The organism is Pseudomonas sp. NDM, from assembly GCF_003105095.1.
GTDB classification, from domain to species: domain Bacteria; phylum Pseudomonadota; class Gammaproteobacteria; order Pseudomonadales; family Pseudomonadaceae; genus Aquipseudomonas; species Aquipseudomonas moraviensis_A.
On sequence record NZ_QETJ01000032.1, the window covers coordinates 22,984 to 39,323 of the forward strand.

The 16,340-nt window shown below is 60.1% G+C and carries 21 protein-coding genes; 7 read left to right on the forward strand and 14 right to left on the reverse strand.

The window, feature by feature from the left end:
• The first annotated feature begins 29 nt into the window (after window positions 1–29).
• Window positions 30–254, forward strand: a complete 225-nt coding sequence (locus DCO47_RS09960; RefSeq protein ID WP_041478467.1) for an MbtH family protein — start codon at window positions 30–32, stop codon at window positions 252–254.
• A gap of 177 nt (window positions 255–431) precedes the next feature.
• Here DCO47_RS09960 and DCO47_RS09965 read toward each other — a convergent pair whose 3' ends face one another.
• The 10 genes from DCO47_RS09965 to soxR form a co-directional block, all read right to left on the reverse strand.
• A complete protein-coding gene (locus DCO47_RS09965; protein ID WP_065616921.1) occupies window positions 432–1,337 on the reverse strand; it encodes a metal ABC transporter solute-binding protein, Zn/Mn family in 906 nt (301 codons plus the stop codon).
• Window positions 1,338–2,237, reverse strand: a complete 900-nt coding sequence (locus DCO47_RS09970) for a metal ABC transporter permease (protein ID WP_007917717.1) — start codon at window positions 2,235–2,237, stop codon at window positions 1,338–1,340.
• The gene (locus tag DCO47_RS09975; protein ID WP_083352292.1) at window positions 2,237–3,085 is read right to left on the reverse strand and encodes a metal ABC transporter ATP-binding protein; all 849 of its coding nucleotides are present in this window, start codon (window positions 3,083–3,085) and stop codon (window positions 2,237–2,239) included. Before DCO47_RS09975 ends, DCO47_RS09970 begins: the two co-directional genes overlap by 1 nt.
• Window positions 3,082–4,011, reverse strand: coding sequence for a metal ABC transporter substrate-binding protein (locus tag DCO47_RS09980; RefSeq protein ID WP_116658020.1), 930 nt, complete (start codon window positions 4,009–4,011; stop codon window positions 3,082–3,084). The genes DCO47_RS09975 and DCO47_RS09980 overlap by 4 nt, the downstream gene beginning before the upstream one ends.
• A gap of 35 nt (window positions 4,012–4,046) precedes the next feature.
• Window positions 4,047–4,622, reverse strand: a complete 576-nt coding sequence (locus DCO47_RS09985; RefSeq protein WP_116658021.1) for a DUF6162 family protein — start codon at window positions 4,620–4,622, stop codon at window positions 4,047–4,049.
• Entirely contained in the window at window positions 4,619–4,960 is a 342-nt protein-coding gene (locus DCO47_RS09990) for a hypothetical protein (RefSeq protein WP_116658022.1), read from the reverse strand. The genes DCO47_RS09985 and DCO47_RS09990 overlap by 4 nt, the downstream gene beginning before the upstream one ends.
• Window positions 4,957–5,499: a hypothetical protein gene (locus DCO47_RS09995; protein ID WP_064361579.1), complete on the reverse strand. Its 543-nt coding sequence runs from the start codon at window positions 5,497–5,499 to the stop codon at window positions 4,957–4,959. Before DCO47_RS09995 ends, DCO47_RS09990 begins: the two co-directional genes overlap by 4 nt.
• Window positions 5,496–6,695, reverse strand: coding sequence for a PepSY domain-containing protein (locus DCO47_RS10000; RefSeq protein WP_083352294.1), 1,200 nt, complete (start codon window positions 6,693–6,695; stop codon window positions 5,496–5,498). Before DCO47_RS10000 ends, DCO47_RS09995 begins: the two co-directional genes overlap by 4 nt.
• Window positions 6,696–6,907: 212 nt before the next feature.
• Window positions 6,908–7,366, reverse strand: a complete 459-nt coding sequence (locus DCO47_RS10005; protein ID WP_116658023.1) for a VOC family protein — start codon at window positions 7,364–7,366, stop codon at window positions 6,908–6,910.
• Window positions 7,367–7,478: 112 nt separating this feature from the next.
• Window positions 7,479–7,931, reverse strand: a complete 453-nt coding sequence (gene soxR / locus DCO47_RS10010; protein WP_065616925.1) for a redox-sensitive transcriptional activator SoxR — start codon at window positions 7,929–7,931, stop codon at window positions 7,479–7,481.
• Window positions 7,932–8,024: 93 nt separating this feature from the next.
• Here soxR and DCO47_RS10015 point away from each other — a divergent pair, with 93 nt between their 5' ends.
• The 5 genes from DCO47_RS10015 (at window position 8,025) to DCO47_RS10035 (ending at window position 12,724) form a co-directional block, all read left to right on the forward strand.
• Window positions 8,025–8,378 (forward strand): antibiotic biosynthesis monooxygenase, encoded by a 354-nt coding sequence (locus DCO47_RS10015; protein WP_064361582.1) that lies wholly within the window; start codon window positions 8,025–8,027, stop codon window positions 8,376–8,378.
• A gap of 111 nt (window positions 8,379–8,489) precedes the next feature.
• Complete coding sequence (locus DCO47_RS10020) at window positions 8,490–8,759, forward strand: hypothetical protein (RefSeq protein WP_065616926.1); 270 nt, start codon at window positions 8,490–8,492, stop codon at window positions 8,757–8,759.
• Between the two features lie 101 nt (window positions 8,760–8,860).
• The gene (locus DCO47_RS10025; protein ID WP_042607820.1) at window positions 8,861–9,475 is read left to right on the forward strand and encodes a LysE family translocator; all 615 of its coding nucleotides are present in this window, start codon (window positions 8,861–8,863) and stop codon (window positions 9,473–9,475) included.
• A gap of 205 nt (window positions 9,476–9,680) precedes the next feature.
• Window positions 9,681–10,847, forward strand: coding sequence for an aminotransferase class V-fold PLP-dependent enzyme (locus DCO47_RS10030; protein ID WP_116658024.1), 1,167 nt, complete (start codon window positions 9,681–9,683; stop codon window positions 10,845–10,847).
• Between the two features lie 68 nt (window positions 10,848–10,915).
• Complete coding sequence (locus tag DCO47_RS10035; protein WP_116658025.1) at window positions 10,916–12,724, forward strand: aminopeptidase P family protein; 1,809 nt, start codon at window positions 10,916–10,918, stop codon at window positions 12,722–12,724.
• A gap of 43 nt (window positions 12,725–12,767) precedes the next feature.
• Here DCO47_RS10035 and DCO47_RS10040 read toward each other — a convergent pair whose 3' ends face one another.
• Together DCO47_RS10040 and DCO47_RS10045 are read right to left on the reverse strand one after the other, a co-directional pair.
• The gene (locus tag DCO47_RS10040) at window positions 12,768–13,364 is read right to left on the reverse strand and encodes a 2-hydroxychromene-2-carboxylate isomerase (protein ID WP_116658028.1); all 597 of its coding nucleotides are present in this window, start codon (window positions 13,362–13,364) and stop codon (window positions 12,768–12,770) included.
• A 40-nt stretch (window positions 13,365–13,404) separates the two neighbouring features.
• Window positions 13,405–14,133, reverse strand: coding sequence for an SDR family oxidoreductase (locus DCO47_RS10045; RefSeq protein ID WP_116658026.1), 729 nt, complete (start codon window positions 14,131–14,133; stop codon window positions 13,405–13,407).
• A gap of 91 nt (window positions 14,134–14,224) precedes the next feature.
• Here DCO47_RS10045 and DCO47_RS10050 point away from each other — a divergent pair, with 91 nt between their 5' ends.
• On the forward strand, window positions 14,225–14,794 hold the full coding sequence (locus DCO47_RS10050; protein WP_116658027.1) for a TetR/AcrR family transcriptional regulator: 570 nt from the start codon (window positions 14,225–14,227) through the stop codon (window positions 14,792–14,794).
• On the opposite strand, the gene DCO47_RS10055 is transcribed toward DCO47_RS10050, so the two are convergent.
• Window positions 14,795–15,076, reverse strand: coding sequence for a hypothetical protein (locus DCO47_RS10055; RefSeq protein ID WP_039759777.1), 282 nt, complete (start codon window positions 15,074–15,076; stop codon window positions 14,795–14,797). It lies immediately after the preceding gene.
• 169 nt (window positions 15,077–15,245) lie between these two features.
• Window positions 15,246–16,133: a threonine/homoserine exporter RhtA gene (gene rhtA, locus DCO47_RS10060; RefSeq protein WP_064361587.1), complete on the reverse strand. Its 888-nt coding sequence runs from the start codon at window positions 16,131–16,133 to the stop codon at window positions 15,246–15,248.
• Between the last annotated feature and the right edge of the window lie 207 nt (window positions 16,134–16,340).

A 16,340-nucleotide genomic window follows, 5' to 3' on the forward strand; every position in this document is an offset into this window, starting at 1 on the left:
AGCCGACCTTACAACGATGGAGAACCAGCATGACGTCAGTATTCGACCGCGAGGACATCCTCTTTCAGGTCGTGGTCAACCACGAAGAGCAATACTCGATCTGGCCCGATTACAAAGCCGTCCCAGAAGGCTGGCGCACCGTGGGCAAGAGCGGCCTGAAAAAGGAATGCCTGGCCTATATCGAAGAAGTCTGGACCGACATGCGCCCGTTGAGTCTGCGTCAGAAGATGGATGCGCAAGTCGCGGCGCAATAAGCGACCGGGCAGAAAAAACCCGCTGGACCAATGAGGGTCAGCGGGTTTTTTCATGTCTGGAGAGTGAAGTTGTTAATGCGGGCCTCTTCGCGAGCGGGCTCACTCCTACAGTTGAAATGCGATCCCCTGTAGGAGTGAGCCTGCTCGCGATAAACGACAACGCGGTCGTGCCTGAAATTACGCTCCGCTCAGCCCCTTGAGCAACAAATCCACATTGCCTTCCAGCTCCGCCAGCGGATCCGCCGCATCAGTACTCAACACCACCAGTCGGCTGCCGGATTCTGCAATCGCCGCTTTCACCGGCTCCGCTGGCTGGCGATGGTGCAGCACCACCGCCACGTCATTGTCCTTGAGCGTCGCTGTCAGCTCCTTTAATTCATCTGGCGTCCACTCGGCATCAGGACGCGCATCCTGTCCGGCCAGTTCAAGGTTGAGGCTGCCAATCAGATAGCCGAAGTGATCGCTCAGGCTCATCACACTCAGATTGTCCGCCTCGGCCAGACGCGCTTCGGTGTCCGCGCTGAGTTTCAGCAGACGCTGTTTCAACGCCGCCAGATTGGCTTCGATCGCAGGCTTGGCGCTCGGTGCCAGGCGCACCAGGTCCGCCGCCATCACATCCGCCATGCGCCCCATGTTGTTGCTCGCCAGCCATGGCTGACTGTTCAGGCCATCAACCTGCACGCCCGGCTGCACAGCGATGCCGGGCAGGGCGCCGTCGACCGGGCGGGCAGCGTCGACTTCGACGATACGGATATTGCTGCGCCGAGCGATCGGGTACAGCGGATCATCGGCCCACAGCGAACGCAGACCGATCACCGCGTCCGCGTCAGTGGCCAGTTTGCTCAGGGCCGGAGCGCCTCGGCCGGTGAAATACGCAGTTTGGCGGCTACCGGGCAGGTTGGCCGGGGCTGCGCGTTCGAGCTTGACGTCGGTGCCTTTGAGCAGTGCTTCGCCGAGGCCGAAGGTAATCGGCAACGAGGCCAGAACGCGCAAGGGTTTTGCACTTTCAGCAGCCATCAACGGCGTGCAGACCACGCCACACAGGGCCATGGCCAGAGTCAGGTTTCGCAATGAAAAAGCCATTTATCCAAGGTTCCCTTTGAGGCTTGGGACAACACCGCGCGCGATGGCGGCGAGGGCGAAAGCGATGCCGGCGACCAGAATGATCGCGGCGCCGGATGGAATCGGCAGGTCGAAGACGATCGGCGCAAGAATCCCGCACAGCGTGCTGACGGTAGCGATCAGCACCGAACACCAGAAAAACCCTTTGAGCGACTGACTTAGCAACCGCGCCGCCGCCGCCGGAATCACCAGCAAGGCACCGACCAGAATCGCACCGATGACTTTCACCGCTGCGACGGTGATCAAGGTCACCAGGATCACGAACAGGTAATCCAGCGTCTTGACCGCTACGCCACGCACCGCCGCCAGTTGCGGATTGAAACTGGCGAGCATGATGCGGTTGTACAGCGGCAGGGCGAGGGCCATGACCAGCGACCCGACGATCGCCAGCACCGCCAGATCATTGCCGTTGACCGTCAGTACCGAACCGAACAGCACGTTTTCCAGAATGTGCACGTTGATCTTGCCGGCGAGGATCAGCAGCAGGCTCGCGCCGAGTGCCAGCGACACCGACAGAAACACACCGATCAGCGTATCCGGTGCCAGACCGGTGCGGTTGCGCAGGTAATTGAGCAGGATGCCGAACAGCAGGCAGTAGCCGAACAGGCTGCCGTACGGGCCGGTGTAGGGTTCGCCGAGCAGAATGCCGATGGCCACGCCGGTGAGTGCCGCATGGCCGACCGCTTCGGAGAAGAACGCGAAGCGCTTGACCACCACCAGCGTGCCGAGCCCACCGAGCACCGGGCCGATCAGCAGACCGGCGAGCAGGGCGTTGACCACAAATCCGTAGGCCAGCGCTTCCGGCAGATAACCCGAAGATGCCCAACCCTGGACCATCAAACGAAAGGCTTCGTAACTCATCACACAGCGCTCCGTGGATGGGTGGAAAACAGCGTCAGCAGACGTTCCGGCGTCAGCGCCTGTTGCGGTGTGGCATCGAACAGTACGCGGCGGTTGAGGCCGGTCACTCGATCGGCCAACCGACCCACCGCTTCCAGATCATGTTCGATCCACAGCACGGTGATGCCCGCTGCGCGCCAGTCAGTGAGCAGACGTTCGAACACCTGAATCCCGGCCTCATCGAGGGCCGACATCGGCTCGTCGAGCACCAGCAATTGCGGCGGCGGAATCAGGCCCTGCGCGAGCAGCACCCGCTGCCGTTCGCCGCCGGACAGCGCGCCCATGCGCCGCTTGCGCTTGTCGCGCATGCCGACACGCTCCAGCGCCTCGCCGATGGCACCGGCGTAGTGTTTGCTCAAACCGAGAAAGGCCGGCCGGCGCTGGCACATGGCAGCCATGAAATCGTCGACGGTCATCGGCAAACCGCGATCGAACTCCAGCGCTTGCGGCACGTAACCAATGGTGCCGGGCTCGCCGGGCCAGTGCAGGCTGAGCTGGCCCTGATGCGGCATCTGCCCCAGCAGCGTCTTGATCAGCGAACTCTTGCCACCGCCGTTGGGGCCGACCAGCGCATGCACGCTGCCGGGCTGTACCTGGAAGCTGACCTTGTCGAGAATCGTTGTACGCCCGAGCGTCAGGCTGACTTCCGCAAACTCCAGCGATGGCCCCGTAACCTGTAGGAGTGAGCCTGCTCGCGATAGCGGAGTTTCATCCAATGAAGATGTTGGCTGAGCGGACGCCATCGCGAGCAGGCTCACTCCTACAGGGGACTCGGTGTTTTCTGGGGCGAGGGTTTCTTTCGACGTCATGCCCCCGACTCCTGAATCGCCCGAACCACGGTGTTGAGGTTGCCGGTCATTTCCTTTTCGTACTTGTCGGCGGTGTATTCGCCGTAGGAAATGTGCGACAGCGGGTACAGCTTCACCCCGGATTCGCGCTGGATGGTATCGACGTAGCTGGAGGGGAAATCCATTTCCGAGAAGATCACTTTCACGTCGAGCTCGCGCAGCTGGTCGATGGTTTTTTTCAGCTGACTTGGGCTTGGCTCGATGCCGTGGGCGGGCTCGACCACGGCCGTCACTTCCAGACCGAATTCACGCAGCAGATAGTCGTAAGCCGCGTGCACCGTGGCCACACGCAGTTCGGCATTCGGTGCCTGGGTCAGTTTGGCCAGGGCTTCGGCGCGCATCTGCCGCAGGCGTTTGCCGTAGGCGCGGGCGTTCTGGGTGTAGGTCTTGGCGTTGTCCGGGTCGATCTTGCCCAGCTCGCGGGCGATGTTGTTGACCTGGGCGATGGAGGCGCTGATCGACAGGAACGTGTGCGGGTTGACCACTTTGCCGGCGCCGCGCGCAGCGACACCGGTGGCGGCCAGCAACGGCACATTCTCGTTGGCTTCGATGGTTTTGACGTTGGGCGTTTCGCTGGCGGCGATCATCCGATCGGCGAAGTCGTCATGGCCGACGCCGTTGAGCACGATCACATCCAGACCGCTGATGCGCTTGATGTCTTCGGCTCGTGGCTCATAGGCGTGCGGGTTGAAACCGGCGGGAATCAACGGCACCACTTCAGCCTTGTCGCCGACGATGTTCGCGACATAGCTGTAATACGGATGCAGGGTGATGCCGATGCGCAGGCGTTTGCCCTGTTCGGCGTTGGCCAGTGGGCTCAGCAGGCAGGCGCACAGGCCTAGCAGAAACAGGCGTAACAATGGACGGCGAGGAGATGAAATGGACATGGGCAAGCAGTCTTCTCTCGGATAAAGGCGAGGAATCAATGGCGATGTTCGCGGGTAACCCCGGCATCGAATTGCGCGACGATCTGTTTCCAGCCAGCGGCGGACAGCGCGGCATCGGACAGATCCTGCGCAGGCGCGAGGTCGGCGCTGCGGTTCAGCCAGACGTCCGGCGCAGCGTTGGCATCGGCACCGACACGCATGAGAAATGACCCGGCGACATCAGGCGTCGCGCTGCGACCGAAGTAGGCGCGGTCGGCGAGCATCTGCCATGCATGACCGCCACGGCTGACCGAACTGGCATCCTGTGCGAACGGCGCGAAACCCTCTTCGGCCAGCACCTGTGGGGTCGGCAGGGCTTTTTGCTCTTCGCGCAGCAAGCGGATTTCGTCGAGGGTCACCCGCAGGTCGGCATAGATGCCTTGCTCGGCGGCGCTGAGGTCGCGGCGGGCGTCGTACTGGTTGCTCGCGACGGGCTCCGGCTCATGGGAAACCCCGCGCCACGCCACCACCGAACCGGCGACCGCGAGGATCAACAGACACAACAGCAGCACGTTGAGGGTTTCATGGCCGGCACCCGCCGGGCGTACCACTTGAGTTGTCGGGGTACTCATGGGGCTTCGATATCCGCCTGGTCGATTTCCACAACGTGGCCGGGGCCGGCGTCGAACAGGACATAAAACTCACTAGCGGGTTTCTTGAATGTCAGCGTCGAGTCTTCACCCAGTTTGCCGGGCACCAGAATGTTTTCGTCGTAGCCGATCACGTCGAGGGTCACGCCCGGCGCGCCGCTGCCATCGGAGAAGCCGCCGGTGCATTTGATCTGTTCGGCATCGATGGCTTTGCATTCGCACATCGGGTTGTGCGCCAGAGCGCCGGCACTGAAACCGGCGCTCAGCACCAGCAGCGCGGCACTTGCCAGCAAGCGCGGGTGGAGTGGCGAGCGAGTCATGGTTTGGCTCCTTGTTTGTTCAGCCAGGCAACGGTGGCGGGGGAGGCTTGGCTCAGGGGAATCGCGGCCTGGTGCATGCTGCCGTCCCAGCCTTCCATGGTGATCCACAGCTCGGCGTCAGGTTTGGTTTTCGCCGGGATCGGCATCTGCGTGCCCATGCGGTAAGGGGTGCCGAAGAAGATCGTGCCGGCGGCACGCAGGCTGCGCGGTTTGCCGATGCGCAGGTAAGTGGCCTTGACCTGTTCGACGCAGGTATCGCAGACGGCAGCAGTGAAATCCTTCATATAGCCAGCCGGGCCGCTCAGGTGCGGCGCTTCTTCGCGCAGCTCGGCCAGGCGCAGGCTCCACGGGCCGACCTGAACGGTGCCTATTTCCCGCTGGCCCAAGCCACTGTCGCCGCGAAAAAGCGAGGCATCGGCAAAGTATTTCGGCATGAACCCCAAAGGGATCAGCAACAACAGAACATTGATATGGAAGCGCCACTTGTGCCAGAAACGCGACAGGCGAGACGGCGGTGTGACCGAGATGGCTTTGTTCACAGGCTGGCCTCCGAAGGTTCACGGCGCATCGCTGGTTGGGCGGAGACACGGTTTTTCTTGTCCTCGCGCTTCAGTGCATTGGCGGTGGCCAGCGCGGTGCGTTTGGTCCAGATCAGCAGGCCGCTGAGGATCATCATGCTCAGCAACAGACCGAAGAAGAACCAGATCAATTTGATCCAGATGCCACCGAAGTCACCGGTGTGCAGCGGGCGCATGGATTCGGTGACGAATTCCAGCGAGGACCGGTCGGACAGCAAGCGTGATGAAGCCATTTCGCCGTTGTATGGGTTGAGTGTCGCGGTCTGGTACATCAGCGGATACCAGCCGCGACCGCTGACGCTCATGTGCGAGTAGGCATTGCCCGGCAGGTTGACGTAGCTGGCTTCCAGCCCCGGAATTTTCTGCTGGGCGATTTCGATGGCGCGGTCCAGGCTGATCCGCGGTGGCGGAGTGCCGGCGGCGGAGATCGGCACGCTTTCCCGGGACATCGCCGGAATGATCGGTTCGCTGGAAATGGAAATCTGGTTATCGAACAGGAATGCCTTGATCAGGAACCAGATGCCGGTGATGGAAATCACCGCAATGAACCAGATCGACCAGATGCCGCACAGGCGATGGAAATCGCCCCAAAAGATCCGCGCGCCATGGCGTACGCGTAGGGTCGGGCGCAGAAAACCTTTCCAGAAGCGCTTGTAGACCACCAGCCCGGTAATCAGCGAAACCAGCATCGGCACGCCGAGCAATGACACCAGATACCAGCCCCAGCTGTAGCCATTGGTGAACGGCACCAGCCACCAGCCGTGCAGGGCGCGGGTGAAGGCCTTGAAATCGAAGGCCGGCGCGGTGCCCTGGATGACGCCGGTGTACGGATTGACATAGACCGTCAACGAACGCCCGTCGGGGTAGCTGACTTCGACGTCGAGGGCAAAGTGCGACTCGTCCGGACGATTGATGCTCTGCACCAGGGTTTGCGGCTCGGCTTGTTTGATCGCGGCAAGAATCTGGTCGTAGCTCAGGCGCGGCGCGTCGTCCGACGGCTGGCTGGCGCGCATTTGCGGATTGGCCAGCCAGACGATTTCCTGACTGACCACCGCCAGCGTGCCGGTGACACAGACGATCAGCACAAAGAACCAGATCGGCAATGCCAGCCAGCTATGCACCAGGAACCACAGTTTGGAACGGGATTTCTTCGACATGATTGCGCGTCTTGATAGCGGTGGAAGGGGCCGGGCTACGGGCTTCGCAGCACGGAACTCCCCGGGAGGCCGTTCGTGGCTTTTGCCTACGCGAACGGCCTGCATTCCTATAAGACGTATGAGCGAAGAAAATCCCGAAAGCGGATATGAAAGCAAATGTTTCGCAATTACATCGGCAGTGCGTTTTGTCGGTCTGTTCTGGCTACAAGGCTTTAGTTTTGGTTGAACATTTCCATCGCTCGTTGGCGGATCTGCTCTTCGCTCAGATCTTCTTTATGGGTGGCGAGAAACCATAAATGGCCGAACGGATCTCTCAAAGTCCCGCTGCGGTCGCCGTAAAACTGGTCTTTGACCTCGGAGACGCTTTGCGCGCCGGCATCCAGTGCTTGTTGAAAGGCCTGATCGACATCGGGCACGTACAGGTGCAAACCGATCGAAACCGCCTGCTGCGGATTGCTCAACGGCCCTTGGTCGCAAGGTGTGCCGAGCATGATCGCGCTGTCACCGATGCGCAGTTCGGCGTGGCCGATATTGCCGTCGGGCATGGTCAGACGCATGACTTCGCTGGCATTGAAGGCTTTCTTGTAGAAATCGATGGCCTCGGCGGCCTGTTGGATGCCGAGATACGGGGTAATGCTGTGATACCCCTCAGGAATGGGTTTGACGTTCATGACGTTCTCCCTGTTTTTGTTTTCAACAGATGGGGTTGCTCCGGATCTGTCCGGAGCAATCACTATAGAACCGTCCTCGCAGCGCAGGTTTTCTGCCGACGAGCAGCGCGCATCACGCATCGCGAAAGTGCGGACCTGGGCCTCGGTCACCGAGCACGTCACCCTTATTGCGCAATGGACACGCCTCCATGGACAGACAGCCACAGCCGATGCAACCGGTGAGCTGATCGCGCATTAGCGTCAGTTGCTTGATTCGTTCGTCGAGTTCGCGCTGCCATTGTTCGGACAGCATTTTCCAGTCCGCCGCCGACGGCGCGCGATCCTGCGGCAGGATCTTAAGCGCTTCGCCGATTTCCGCCAGCGGTATCCCTAGTCGTTGCGCGACTTTGATCAATGCTACCCGGCGCAACACGGCACGGGGATAGCGGCGCTGGTTACCGGCGTTGCGTTCACTTTTGATCAAGCCTTTGGCTTCGTAAAAATGCAGCGCGGTGACCGCGACGCCACTGCGCGCGGCAACTTCGCCGACGGTAAGAGGTTTATGCACCTGGTCTTTGCTGATCATGGGGAAAATGCTCTTGACCTTGACTTAACTTGAGGTTTTACCCTGCAGCTCTTCGGGTCGCAAGGCTCGCTTCAAGATGAGTGGGGGCTTTCCATGAGCAATCGCAGCTTTACCCAATTGATCGAGTTCGAGATCGAACCGCGTCAGCAAGCCGCGCTGGTTTCGGCATTGGCGATGCAGACCGAGCGTCTGGCTCAGCGTTACGACGGTTTTCTCAGTGCCAGCGTGCAGGCCAGCGACGACGGCCGACGCGTGTTGAGCTTTCTGCAATGGCAAAGCCGCGAGGCGGGGGAGGCGGCATTTCACAGTTTCGAAAACGGTGAGCAGGATTTCTGGCAACTGATCCGCACTCATCGCGCGAAAACCGTGACCTTCAATTCCTTCCAGGTACACAGCAGCATTGCCCGCAGCCACGACGATGCGCTGCATTGCCGTCTGCCGGGTTAGCCAGGATTAGCGCAAACCTGATAGCCACTATTGAGAGCGTTGATTTCTGCGCGAGCGTGCCTGGGCGTAGCCTTTCTCCATCGACCCCACATTGCTCGCCAGGACGCCCCCATGAACCGTTTACTGACTGTTTCGCTGATGCTCGCTGTTTCCGTACTCGCTGGCTGTGCCAGCCACGTTTCGCCAGAGCTGCGCCCTTACACCGCTGAAGAATCCCGCGAACTGGCACTGGAAGCGCTGAACCGCAGCGGCCTGTCGTTCGACGAATACCACGCAAAAAAAGCCCAGTTGCTCGGCCAGCCGCAGAAGACTTTCGGTTTTGACCAGCAGGGTGAGATGAGCGCCGAGCGTGCCGTACAGCTGCACGGACGTCCTAGCTGAAAGCAAACTGTACTGCTTGAAGTTTTCCCTAACTGTCCGTGGGTTTGCCGGACGCCGTGGGATAGGGTCAACACCTGAATGACCCTGGATGGACTGCCTCGATGAACCTCTCGCTTGATCTGCTGTTGGGCTTTGCCCTGTTTGCCCTTGTCACCTCGATCACACCGGGGCCGAACAACACCATGTTGTTGGCATCCGGAGTGAATTTCGGCTTCAACCGCACCATTCCGCACATGCTCGGCATCAGCTGCGGCTTCTTCCTGTTAGTGGTGGCGGTGGGCTTCGGCCTGGGCGCGGTGTTTCAGGCCTACCCGATTCTTTATACGGTGCTGCGTTATGTCGGCGCCGCCTATTTGCTCTACCTGGCGTGGAAGATCGCCCACTCCGGCCCGGTCGGCGACGGTGCCGACGGCCAGGCGAAACCGATCAGCTATCTGGGCGCCGCCGCGTTTCAGTGGGTCAATCCCAAGGCGTGGATCATGGCCATCGGTGCCATCAGCACGTACACGCCGATGCAGGGCTATTTCTACAATGTGGTGGTCATCGCGGCGGTATTCGCCATCATCAACCTTCCAAGTGTTGGCCTGTGGGCCGCGTGCGGCACGCTGTTGCGCAATGTACTCAAGGATCCGCGGTGGTTGCGCGTGTTCAATTGGGGCATGGCGGCGCTACTGGTAATTTCGCTGTATCCGTTACTTCTCGAAAGCTTTCACTGACGCATTGCTTCAATCGCCGGCCCGATGCCTGTTAAGCTCGGTTTCAGGAGCGTTCCTACGCACTTTTAAATGAAGCCCTACTTCTTTAACGGCATCCGACCAGGTATTGATGACGCTCTCGAACCCATGCACAGCTCACGAGGCTGTGCATCGTCGTTTGCAGACACGAGCCTCCTGATCCCGGAACACGCTCTGCGAGTCCTTTATGAACACACGTCCGTTGTATTTCGATTACGCCGCCACCACCCCGGTGGACGAGCGGGTCATCAGGGTGATGACCGAATGTCTGGGTTTTCACGGTAACTTCGGTAACCCGGCTTCCAGCTCCCACGCCTTCGGCCAGCAGGCCCGGCAGACGGTCGAGCAGGCACGTCGGCAAGTCGCCGATCTGGTCGGCGCGCAGCCTGAGCAGATCGTCTGGACCTCCGGTGCCACCGAATCCAACAATCTTGCCCTCAAAGGCGTCGCCCAGGCCCGTGGCGTTTCCGGCGGGCACATCATTACCAGCCAGATCGAACACAAGGCCATTCTCGACACCGCCCGACAATTGCAGGATTCGGGCATTGCCGTGACTTATCTGGTGCCGGACGCTGAAGGCTTGATCACACCGCAAGCGGTCAGTGAAGCGATGCGCGACGACACGTTTCTGGTGTCGCTGATGCTGGTCAACAACGAGCTGGGCACGGTCAACGATGTCGAGGCGATTGGTGAGGTGGTGCGCAGTCGGCAGGCGCTATTCCATGTCGACGCCGCGCAGGGCGCTGGCAAAGTCGCGATCGATCTGAGCCGCCTGGCGGTTGACCTGATGTCGTTTTCCGCACACAAACTCTACGGCCCCAAGGGCATCGGCGCCTTGTATGTCGGTCCGCACGCGCAGCAACGCTTGCAGGCGCAGATCCATGGCGGCGGTCACGAAGGCGGCTTGCGCTCCGGAACCCTGGCGACTCATCAGATTGCCGGTATGGGCGCAGCATTCGCTCTGGCCGCCGACGCATTCGATGAAGAGAAAAAAGCCATCGTCGCTTTGCGCGAACGTTTGCTCGAACAGCTTTTGAGTTTGCCCGGCGTGCGCCTCAATGGCAGTGCCTCGCAACGTATTCCGCACACCCTGAGCCTGACCTTCAGCGAGGGCGAGTTCAACAGTGCTGCGTTGAGCCATTCGATCGCGTTTTCCGCGACGTCGGCGTGTAATTCCGCAAGCAACGCGCCGTCCCACGTGCTGCTCGCGCTCGGCCACGATGCGCGGCTGGCGGGGCGCACCATTCGCTTGAGCCTCGGGCGGTTTACCACCGCCGAGGATGTCGACAAGGCCGTCGAACTGATCAGAACCGCCTGCGCCAGTGCCCCGGCATTCTGGGCGACAGGGCTTTAAAACAGCCGACGCTTTCCATGGCCGTGAGGCTACGAACAATAACGATGACGCGATTAGCAGGAGACATGATGAGTTCCCACACCTTGACCGAAGGATCGGTGCCTCAGCGCCTGGCGCATACCCGTGAACTGATGCGCCGCGAAGGCATCCATGCGCTGCTCGTGCCGTCCGCCGACCCGCATCTGTCGGAATATTTGCCGGGTTACTGGCAGGGCCGGCAATGGCTGTCGGGTTTCCACGGTTCGGTCGGTACGCTGATTGTCACTACTGATTTCGCTGGCGTGTGGGCCGACAGTCGTTACTGGGAACAGGCGACCAAGGAACTCGACGGCAGCGGCATCGAACTGGTCAAGCTGCAACCGGGGCAGCCGAGCCCGCTGGACTGGCTGGCCGAGCAAACCCCAGAGGGCGGCGTGGTGGCGGTCGATGGTGCGGTGATGGCAGTGGCGTCCGCGCGCACACTGAGCAGCAAGCTCGAAGCACGCGGCGCTCGTCTGCGCACCGATATCGACCTGTTGCAGGAAGTCTGGCGCGATCGCCCGACTCTGCCCAACGCGCCGATTTATCAACATTTGCCGCCACAAGCCACCGTCAGCCGTGGTGAGAAACTGGCGAATCTGCGCGAGACCTTGCAAGAGCGTGGTGCCGATTGGCATTTCATCGCCACCCTCGACGACATTGCCTGGCTGTTCAACCTGCGTGGCGGTGATGTGTCGTTCAATCCGGTGTTTGTTTCGTTTGCTTTGATCAATCAACAGCAGGCCACACTGTTCGTGGCGCTGAGCAAGGTCGATGCCGATCTGCGTGCCGTGCTCGAACAAGATGGCGTAACGCTACGTGATTACAGCGAAGTGGCCGGCGCGTTGCGGTCTGTGCCGAGTGGCGCGAGCCTGCTGGTCGATCCGGCGCGAGTGACCACAGGTTTGCTGGATCACCTGGACAGTGGCGTGAAACTGGTCGAAGGCCTGAACCCGACCACGCTGGCCAAATCGCAGAAAAGCGAAGCCGACGCTCAGCACATCCGCAAAGCGATGGAACAGGATGGCGCGGCGTTGTGCGAATTCTTCGCCTGGCTGGAATCGGCGTGGGGTCGCGAGCGCATCACCGAGCTGACCATTGACGAGAAACTCACCGCCGCTCGCGAACGTCGCCCCGATTATGTTTCGCTGAGTTTCAACACCATTGCCGCGTTCAATGCCAACGGCGCGATGCCGCATTATCACGCTACCGAAGAGGAGCATGCGGTGATCGAGGGTGATGGTCTGTTGCTCATCGATTCCGGTGGCCAATACCTCGGCGGTACGACCGACATCACCCGCATGGTCCCGGTGGGAACGCCGACCCAAGAGCAGAAGCAGGATTGCACGCGTGTGTTGAAAGGCGTGATTGCCCTCTCACGGGCACGCTTCCCGAAAGGCATTCTGTCGCCGCTGCTCGACGCCATCGCCCGTGCCCCGATCTGGGCTGAAAACGTCGATTACGGTCACGGCACCGGTCACGGCGTGGGCTATTTCCTCAACGTTCACGAAGGTCCGCAGGTGATCGCCTATCAGGCCGCGCCGGCGCCGCAAACGGCTATGCAGCCGGGAATGATCACCTCGATCGAACCCGGCACCTATCGTCCGGGCCGTTGGGGCGTGCGCATCGAGAACCTGGCGATGAACCGTGAGGCCGGCAGCAGCGAATTCGGCGACTTCCTCAAGTTCGAAACCCTGACGTTGTGCCCGATCGATACCCGTTGCCTGATTGCGGATCTGCTGACCCAGGAAGAAAAGCAGTGGCTCAATGCTTATCACAGTGAAGTGCGCGAGCGTTTGAGCCCATTGCTGGAGGGTGCGGCGCTCGGCTGGCTGAACGAGCGCACTGTGGCAATTTGATCGGTGTACCCAAGGCACTGCCCGCGGTGCCTTGGGCTTGGCTTCAATCCTGGCGCAATGCCTCTTCTACGAAGTCGAGTCGATCCTGACCGAAGAACATCTGATCGCCAATGAACATGCTTGGAGCACCGAAAACGCCGCGCTTGATGGCTTTTTCGGTGTTTTCCTTGAGTGCGGCCTTGACTGATTCATCGTTGGTCAACGCCATTATTTCCTGGGTATCGAAGCCGTTTTCAGTCAGCACCCCTGCGATGGTTTGCGGATCGTTGAGGTTACGGCCGTCCACCCAAAGCGCCTTGAACAGGCAATCGACGAAGTCGGCGAAACGCTGCGGCTGATGCAACTGCATGCCAGTGACGGCGCGCATCAATATCAGCGTATTGATCGGAAAGTGCGGATTGAACCTGAGCTGTACGCCGTAGCGTTTGGCGAAACGGTCGAGGTCCTGAAACATGTAACGACCCTTGGCTGGAATCACCGCCGGCGAGGCATTGCCGGTGGCTTTGAATACGCCACCCAACAGCATCGGGATGTAGATCAGTTCGCTGCGGGTTTCGGCGCAAATGTTCGGCAGCTGGGTGTGCGCCAGATAGGTGGTGGGGCTGCCGAGGTCGAAATAGAATTCCACGGTTTTCGTCATGATCAAGTCGCGCTCTTATTGTTGTGATGAGGGGGAGGGCTTACCAGCGCTCGTTCCATGGGCGCAGGTCCAGCTCGAAGGTCCATGCATCCCGTGGCTGACGGTGCAGATACCAGTAGTTTTCGGCGATGTGCTCCGGGTCGAGAATGCCGTCCTGATCCTTGGTCGCGTATTTTTTGGGAAAGCTGTTGCGGATGAAGTCGGTGTCGATCGCACCGTCCACTACGACATGGGCGACATGGATGTTCATCGGTCCCAGTTCCCTGGCCATGCTTTGGGCCAGTGCGCGGATACCGTGTTTGGCGCCAGCGAAAGCGGCGAATCCGGAAGCGCCGCGCAGTCCGGCGGTGGCACCGGTAAACAGAATCGTGCCGCGCTGCCGAGTCACCATGCGCTTGGCCACTTCACGGGCATTGAGAAACCCGGAGAAACAGGCCATCTCCCAAATCTTGAAATACTTGCGCGCGGTTTCTTCGAGAATGCTGCACGGCACGTTGGCTCCGATGTTGAAGACAAAGGCCTCGATCGGACCGACGCGTGTCTCGATGTCTTCGATCAGCGCGATGACGTCTTCTTCCTTGCGCGCATCGCAAGCGAACCCATGAGCCTCACCGCCTTCAGCGACTATGGCGTCGACCAGTGGCTGCAGTTTGTCGGCGCTGCGCCGGGTCACGCAGGCAGTGAAACCTTCCTTGGCAAAACGCTTGGCAATCGCGCCGCCAGTGGCATCGCCCGCACCGACAACCAATACGACCTTCTTGTTGTTCATGGGTGAATCCCTTTAGGTTAACGATCGTTTAGTTAACGAACGTTATGCTAGGATTCGGGCAGCGTCAAGGCGAACCATTTCAGGAGAGGACATGCGTTATTCGGCAGGCCACAAATCGGAAACCCGCGAAAGATTGCTGCAAAGCAGCGCGCTCTCGGCAAAGAAATCGGGGTTTTCCACGGTGGGCGTCGATGGTCTGATGAAGGCTATCGGTTTGAGTGGCGCAGCGTTCTACAGTCACTTTTCCTCAAAGGATGGGTTGTTTGCTGCCATTGTCGAGCGAGAGCTGAGTGAGAGTCTCGAGCGCCTTGGTGGGCAGGGCGGCGCAGATCGGCAGCGGCTGGAGCGTTGTCTGAAGCAGTACCTGAGCATGGCCCACGTCGAGCACCCCGAGTCCGGCTGCGCGCTGCCGACATTGGGTGCAGAGATCGCCCGTGCCGATGTGCAGGTGCGTGAGCAGGCGGAAGAATGGATCTGCCGTCTCCAGCAAAGTTGGGCTGAGATACTGGAAAGCGAGAGCCTGGCCTGGTCGGTGCTTGCGCAATGCGTGGGTGCGCTGGTGGTCGCGCGGATGCTGGCAACACCGGACGTGCAGCGAACGGTGTTGCGCTCGAGCCATCAGGAAATCACGCGTCAGCTCGCTTCCCCGCGAGCCGAGTAGTTATTTGCAGATGACGATCATGCTGCGGCTGGTATAGCCGGCGGGGTTCAGGCCGAACGGATAATCGCCTGGTTCTTCCACGGCATCCCCGGATTTGGCGATCACCTTGTACCCCTTGGGAGCGCAGGAGTTGGCGGCGCTGGTGTAGCACTTGTCCCATGAGGATGAAAGTCCGGAACAGTTGATATGCAGGCCCTTCTTTCCCCGCTTGACCTGGGTTTCCGAGGTCGCTGCGCAACTTGCGATCGCCAGCAGGGCGATCAATAGCAAAATTCGTTTCATTACCATCCTTAATAGCGGCCGCGAGTCTTGTGCTCGGGTCTGCCTGTATTCGCTCGCGTTTGCAGCGTTGTGCCGTCCCTTTGCGAAAAAATCCATGCCTGGCGATGGGTTACGAAGCTAAACATGGCCTAAATAAGCGCCAATTACCAGAGCCACTTTTCATTACCCTTCAGTCCGCCGCGACAGCAGGCTTTGCTCCGCTGCCCATGGTCATCGTTGCGCCCACGGAGGCCAGAATAATGCACAGGATGGCCAGCCATTGTGACAATGAAAGGTATTCCTGCAGAAAAAGCAGGCCCGATAGCGCGCCGAACGCGGGTTCGATACTCATGAGTGTGCCGAAGGTGCGCGCGGGCATTCGCGTCAGGGCGACCATTTCCAGGGTGTAGGGCAGGGCGGTGGACAGAATGGCGACTCCGATAGCGACTGGAATCAGTGAGGGTGTCAGCAGCGCAGCGCCGGCATGAACGATACCGATCGGCGCTACGAACAGCGCGGCGATCATCACGCCCAACGCAGCCGTAGTTACTCCGTTATCAGCGCCGGCCTTTTGCCCGAACAGAATGTACAGCGCCCAGCAAACCCCGGCTCCCAGTGCATAGCCCGCTCCGACCAGGTCAATGCCAGCAGTGGTTGCCCCAGTAGGTATCAATAGAAGCAGGCCGGCCGCAGCCAGCGCGATCCAGAGAAAATCGATAGCGCGGCGAGAGGCATATATCGCTACAGCCAGAGGGCCGGTGAACTCGAGAGCAACGGCGATGCCCAGCGGCACAGTGCGCAGAGACATATAGAAGAGGAAGTTCATCCCGCCCAATGCCATGCCGTAGACAATCACGGTACGAAGAGACTTGGCGGTCAGCTTTGCGCGCCATGGCCGGAGCAATAGCAGCATGATCACGCTGGCAAAGATCAAGCGCAGCGTGGTTGTGCCTTGAGCGCCGATAATCGGGAACATGCTTTTGGCCAGGGAGGCGCCTGACTGGATGGATGCCATGGCTATCATGAGCAGGCCTACCGGAAACAACATGGAGGCTAGGGAGCGAGGTTGGTCATTCATTACAGGGCGGCATCCAGGCAAAAGCAGAGTGTTGTTATGGGAGTGGGCAATATACTGCGCATTGGATGGGGGCGCGTCTATATATAGAGGAGGTTTTTGCTGATTTGTAAGAAAAGCGAAATTAACGGTTGACGGCAGATTCCAGAGGTCTATAATTCGCCCCACTTCCGGCGCAGTCGAAACGGAAAACTCCTTGAGATTCAAAGA

Excerpts from the sequence above, each read along its gene's own strand:
- DCO47_RS09960 (WP_041478467.1), top strand. The coding sequence starts at position 30 with ATGACGTCAGTATTCGACCGCGAGGACATCCTCTTTCAGGTCGTGGTC.
- DCO47_RS09965 (WP_065616921.1), bottom strand. The coding sequence starts at position 1,337 with ATGGCTTTTTCATTGCGAAACCTGACTCTGGCCATGGCCCTGTGTGGC.
- DCO47_RS09970 (WP_007917717.1), bottom strand. The coding sequence starts at position 2,237 with ATGAGTTACGAAGCCTTTCGTTTGATGGTCCAGGGTTGGGCATCTTCG.
- DCO47_RS09975 (WP_083352292.1), bottom strand. The coding sequence starts at position 3,085 with ATGACGTCGAAAGAAACCCTCGCCCCAGAAAACACCGAGTCCCCTGTA.
- DCO47_RS09980 (WP_116658020.1), bottom strand. The coding sequence starts at position 4,011 with ATGTCCATTTCATCTCCTCGCCGTCCATTGTTACGCCTGTTTCTGCTA.
- DCO47_RS09985 (WP_116658021.1), bottom strand. The coding sequence starts at position 4,622 with ATGAGTACCCCGACAACTCAAGTGGTACGCCCGGCGGGTGCCGGCCAT.
- DCO47_RS09990 (WP_116658022.1), bottom strand. The coding sequence starts at position 4,960 with ATGACTCGCTCGCCACTCCACCCGCGCTTGCTGGCAAGTGCCGCGCTG.
- DCO47_RS10000 (WP_083352294.1), bottom strand. The coding sequence starts at position 6,695 with ATGTCGAAGAAATCCCGTTCCAAACTGTGGTTCCTGGTGCATAGCTGG.
- DCO47_RS10005 (WP_116658023.1), bottom strand. The coding sequence starts at position 7,366 with ATGAACGTCAAACCCATTCCTGAGGGGTATCACAGCATTACCCCGTAT.
- soxR (WP_065616925.1), bottom strand. The coding sequence starts at position 7,931 with ATGATCAGCAAAGACCAGGTGCATAAACCTCTTACCGTCGGCGAAGTT.
- DCO47_RS10015 (WP_064361582.1), top strand. The coding sequence starts at position 8,025 with ATGAGCAATCGCAGCTTTACCCAATTGATCGAGTTCGAGATCGAACCG.
- DCO47_RS10020 (WP_065616926.1), top strand. The coding sequence starts at position 8,490 with ATGAACCGTTTACTGACTGTTTCGCTGATGCTCGCTGTTTCCGTACTC.
- DCO47_RS10025 (WP_042607820.1), top strand. The coding sequence starts at position 8,861 with ATGAACCTCTCGCTTGATCTGCTGTTGGGCTTTGCCCTGTTTGCCCTT.
- DCO47_RS10030 (WP_116658024.1), top strand. The coding sequence starts at position 9,681 with ATGAACACACGTCCGTTGTATTTCGATTACGCCGCCACCACCCCGGTG.
- DCO47_RS10035 (WP_116658025.1), top strand. The coding sequence starts at position 10,916 with ATGAGTTCCCACACCTTGACCGAAGGATCGGTGCCTCAGCGCCTGGCG.
- DCO47_RS10040 (WP_116658028.1), bottom strand. The coding sequence starts at position 13,364 with ATGACGAAAACCGTGGAATTCTATTTCGACCTCGGCAGCCCCACCACC.
- DCO47_RS10045 (WP_116658026.1), bottom strand. The coding sequence starts at position 14,133 with ATGAACAACAAGAAGGTCGTATTGGTTGTCGGTGCGGGCGATGCCACT.
- DCO47_RS10050 (WP_116658027.1), top strand. The coding sequence starts at position 14,225 with ATGCGTTATTCGGCAGGCCACAAATCGGAAACCCGCGAAAGATTGCTG.
- DCO47_RS10055 (WP_039759777.1), bottom strand. The coding sequence starts at position 15,076 with ATGAAACGAATTTTGCTATTGATCGCCCTGCTGGCGATCGCAAGTTGC.
- rhtA (WP_064361587.1), bottom strand. The coding sequence starts at position 16,133 with ATGAATGACCAACCTCGCTCCCTAGCCTCCATGTTGTTTCCGGTAGGC.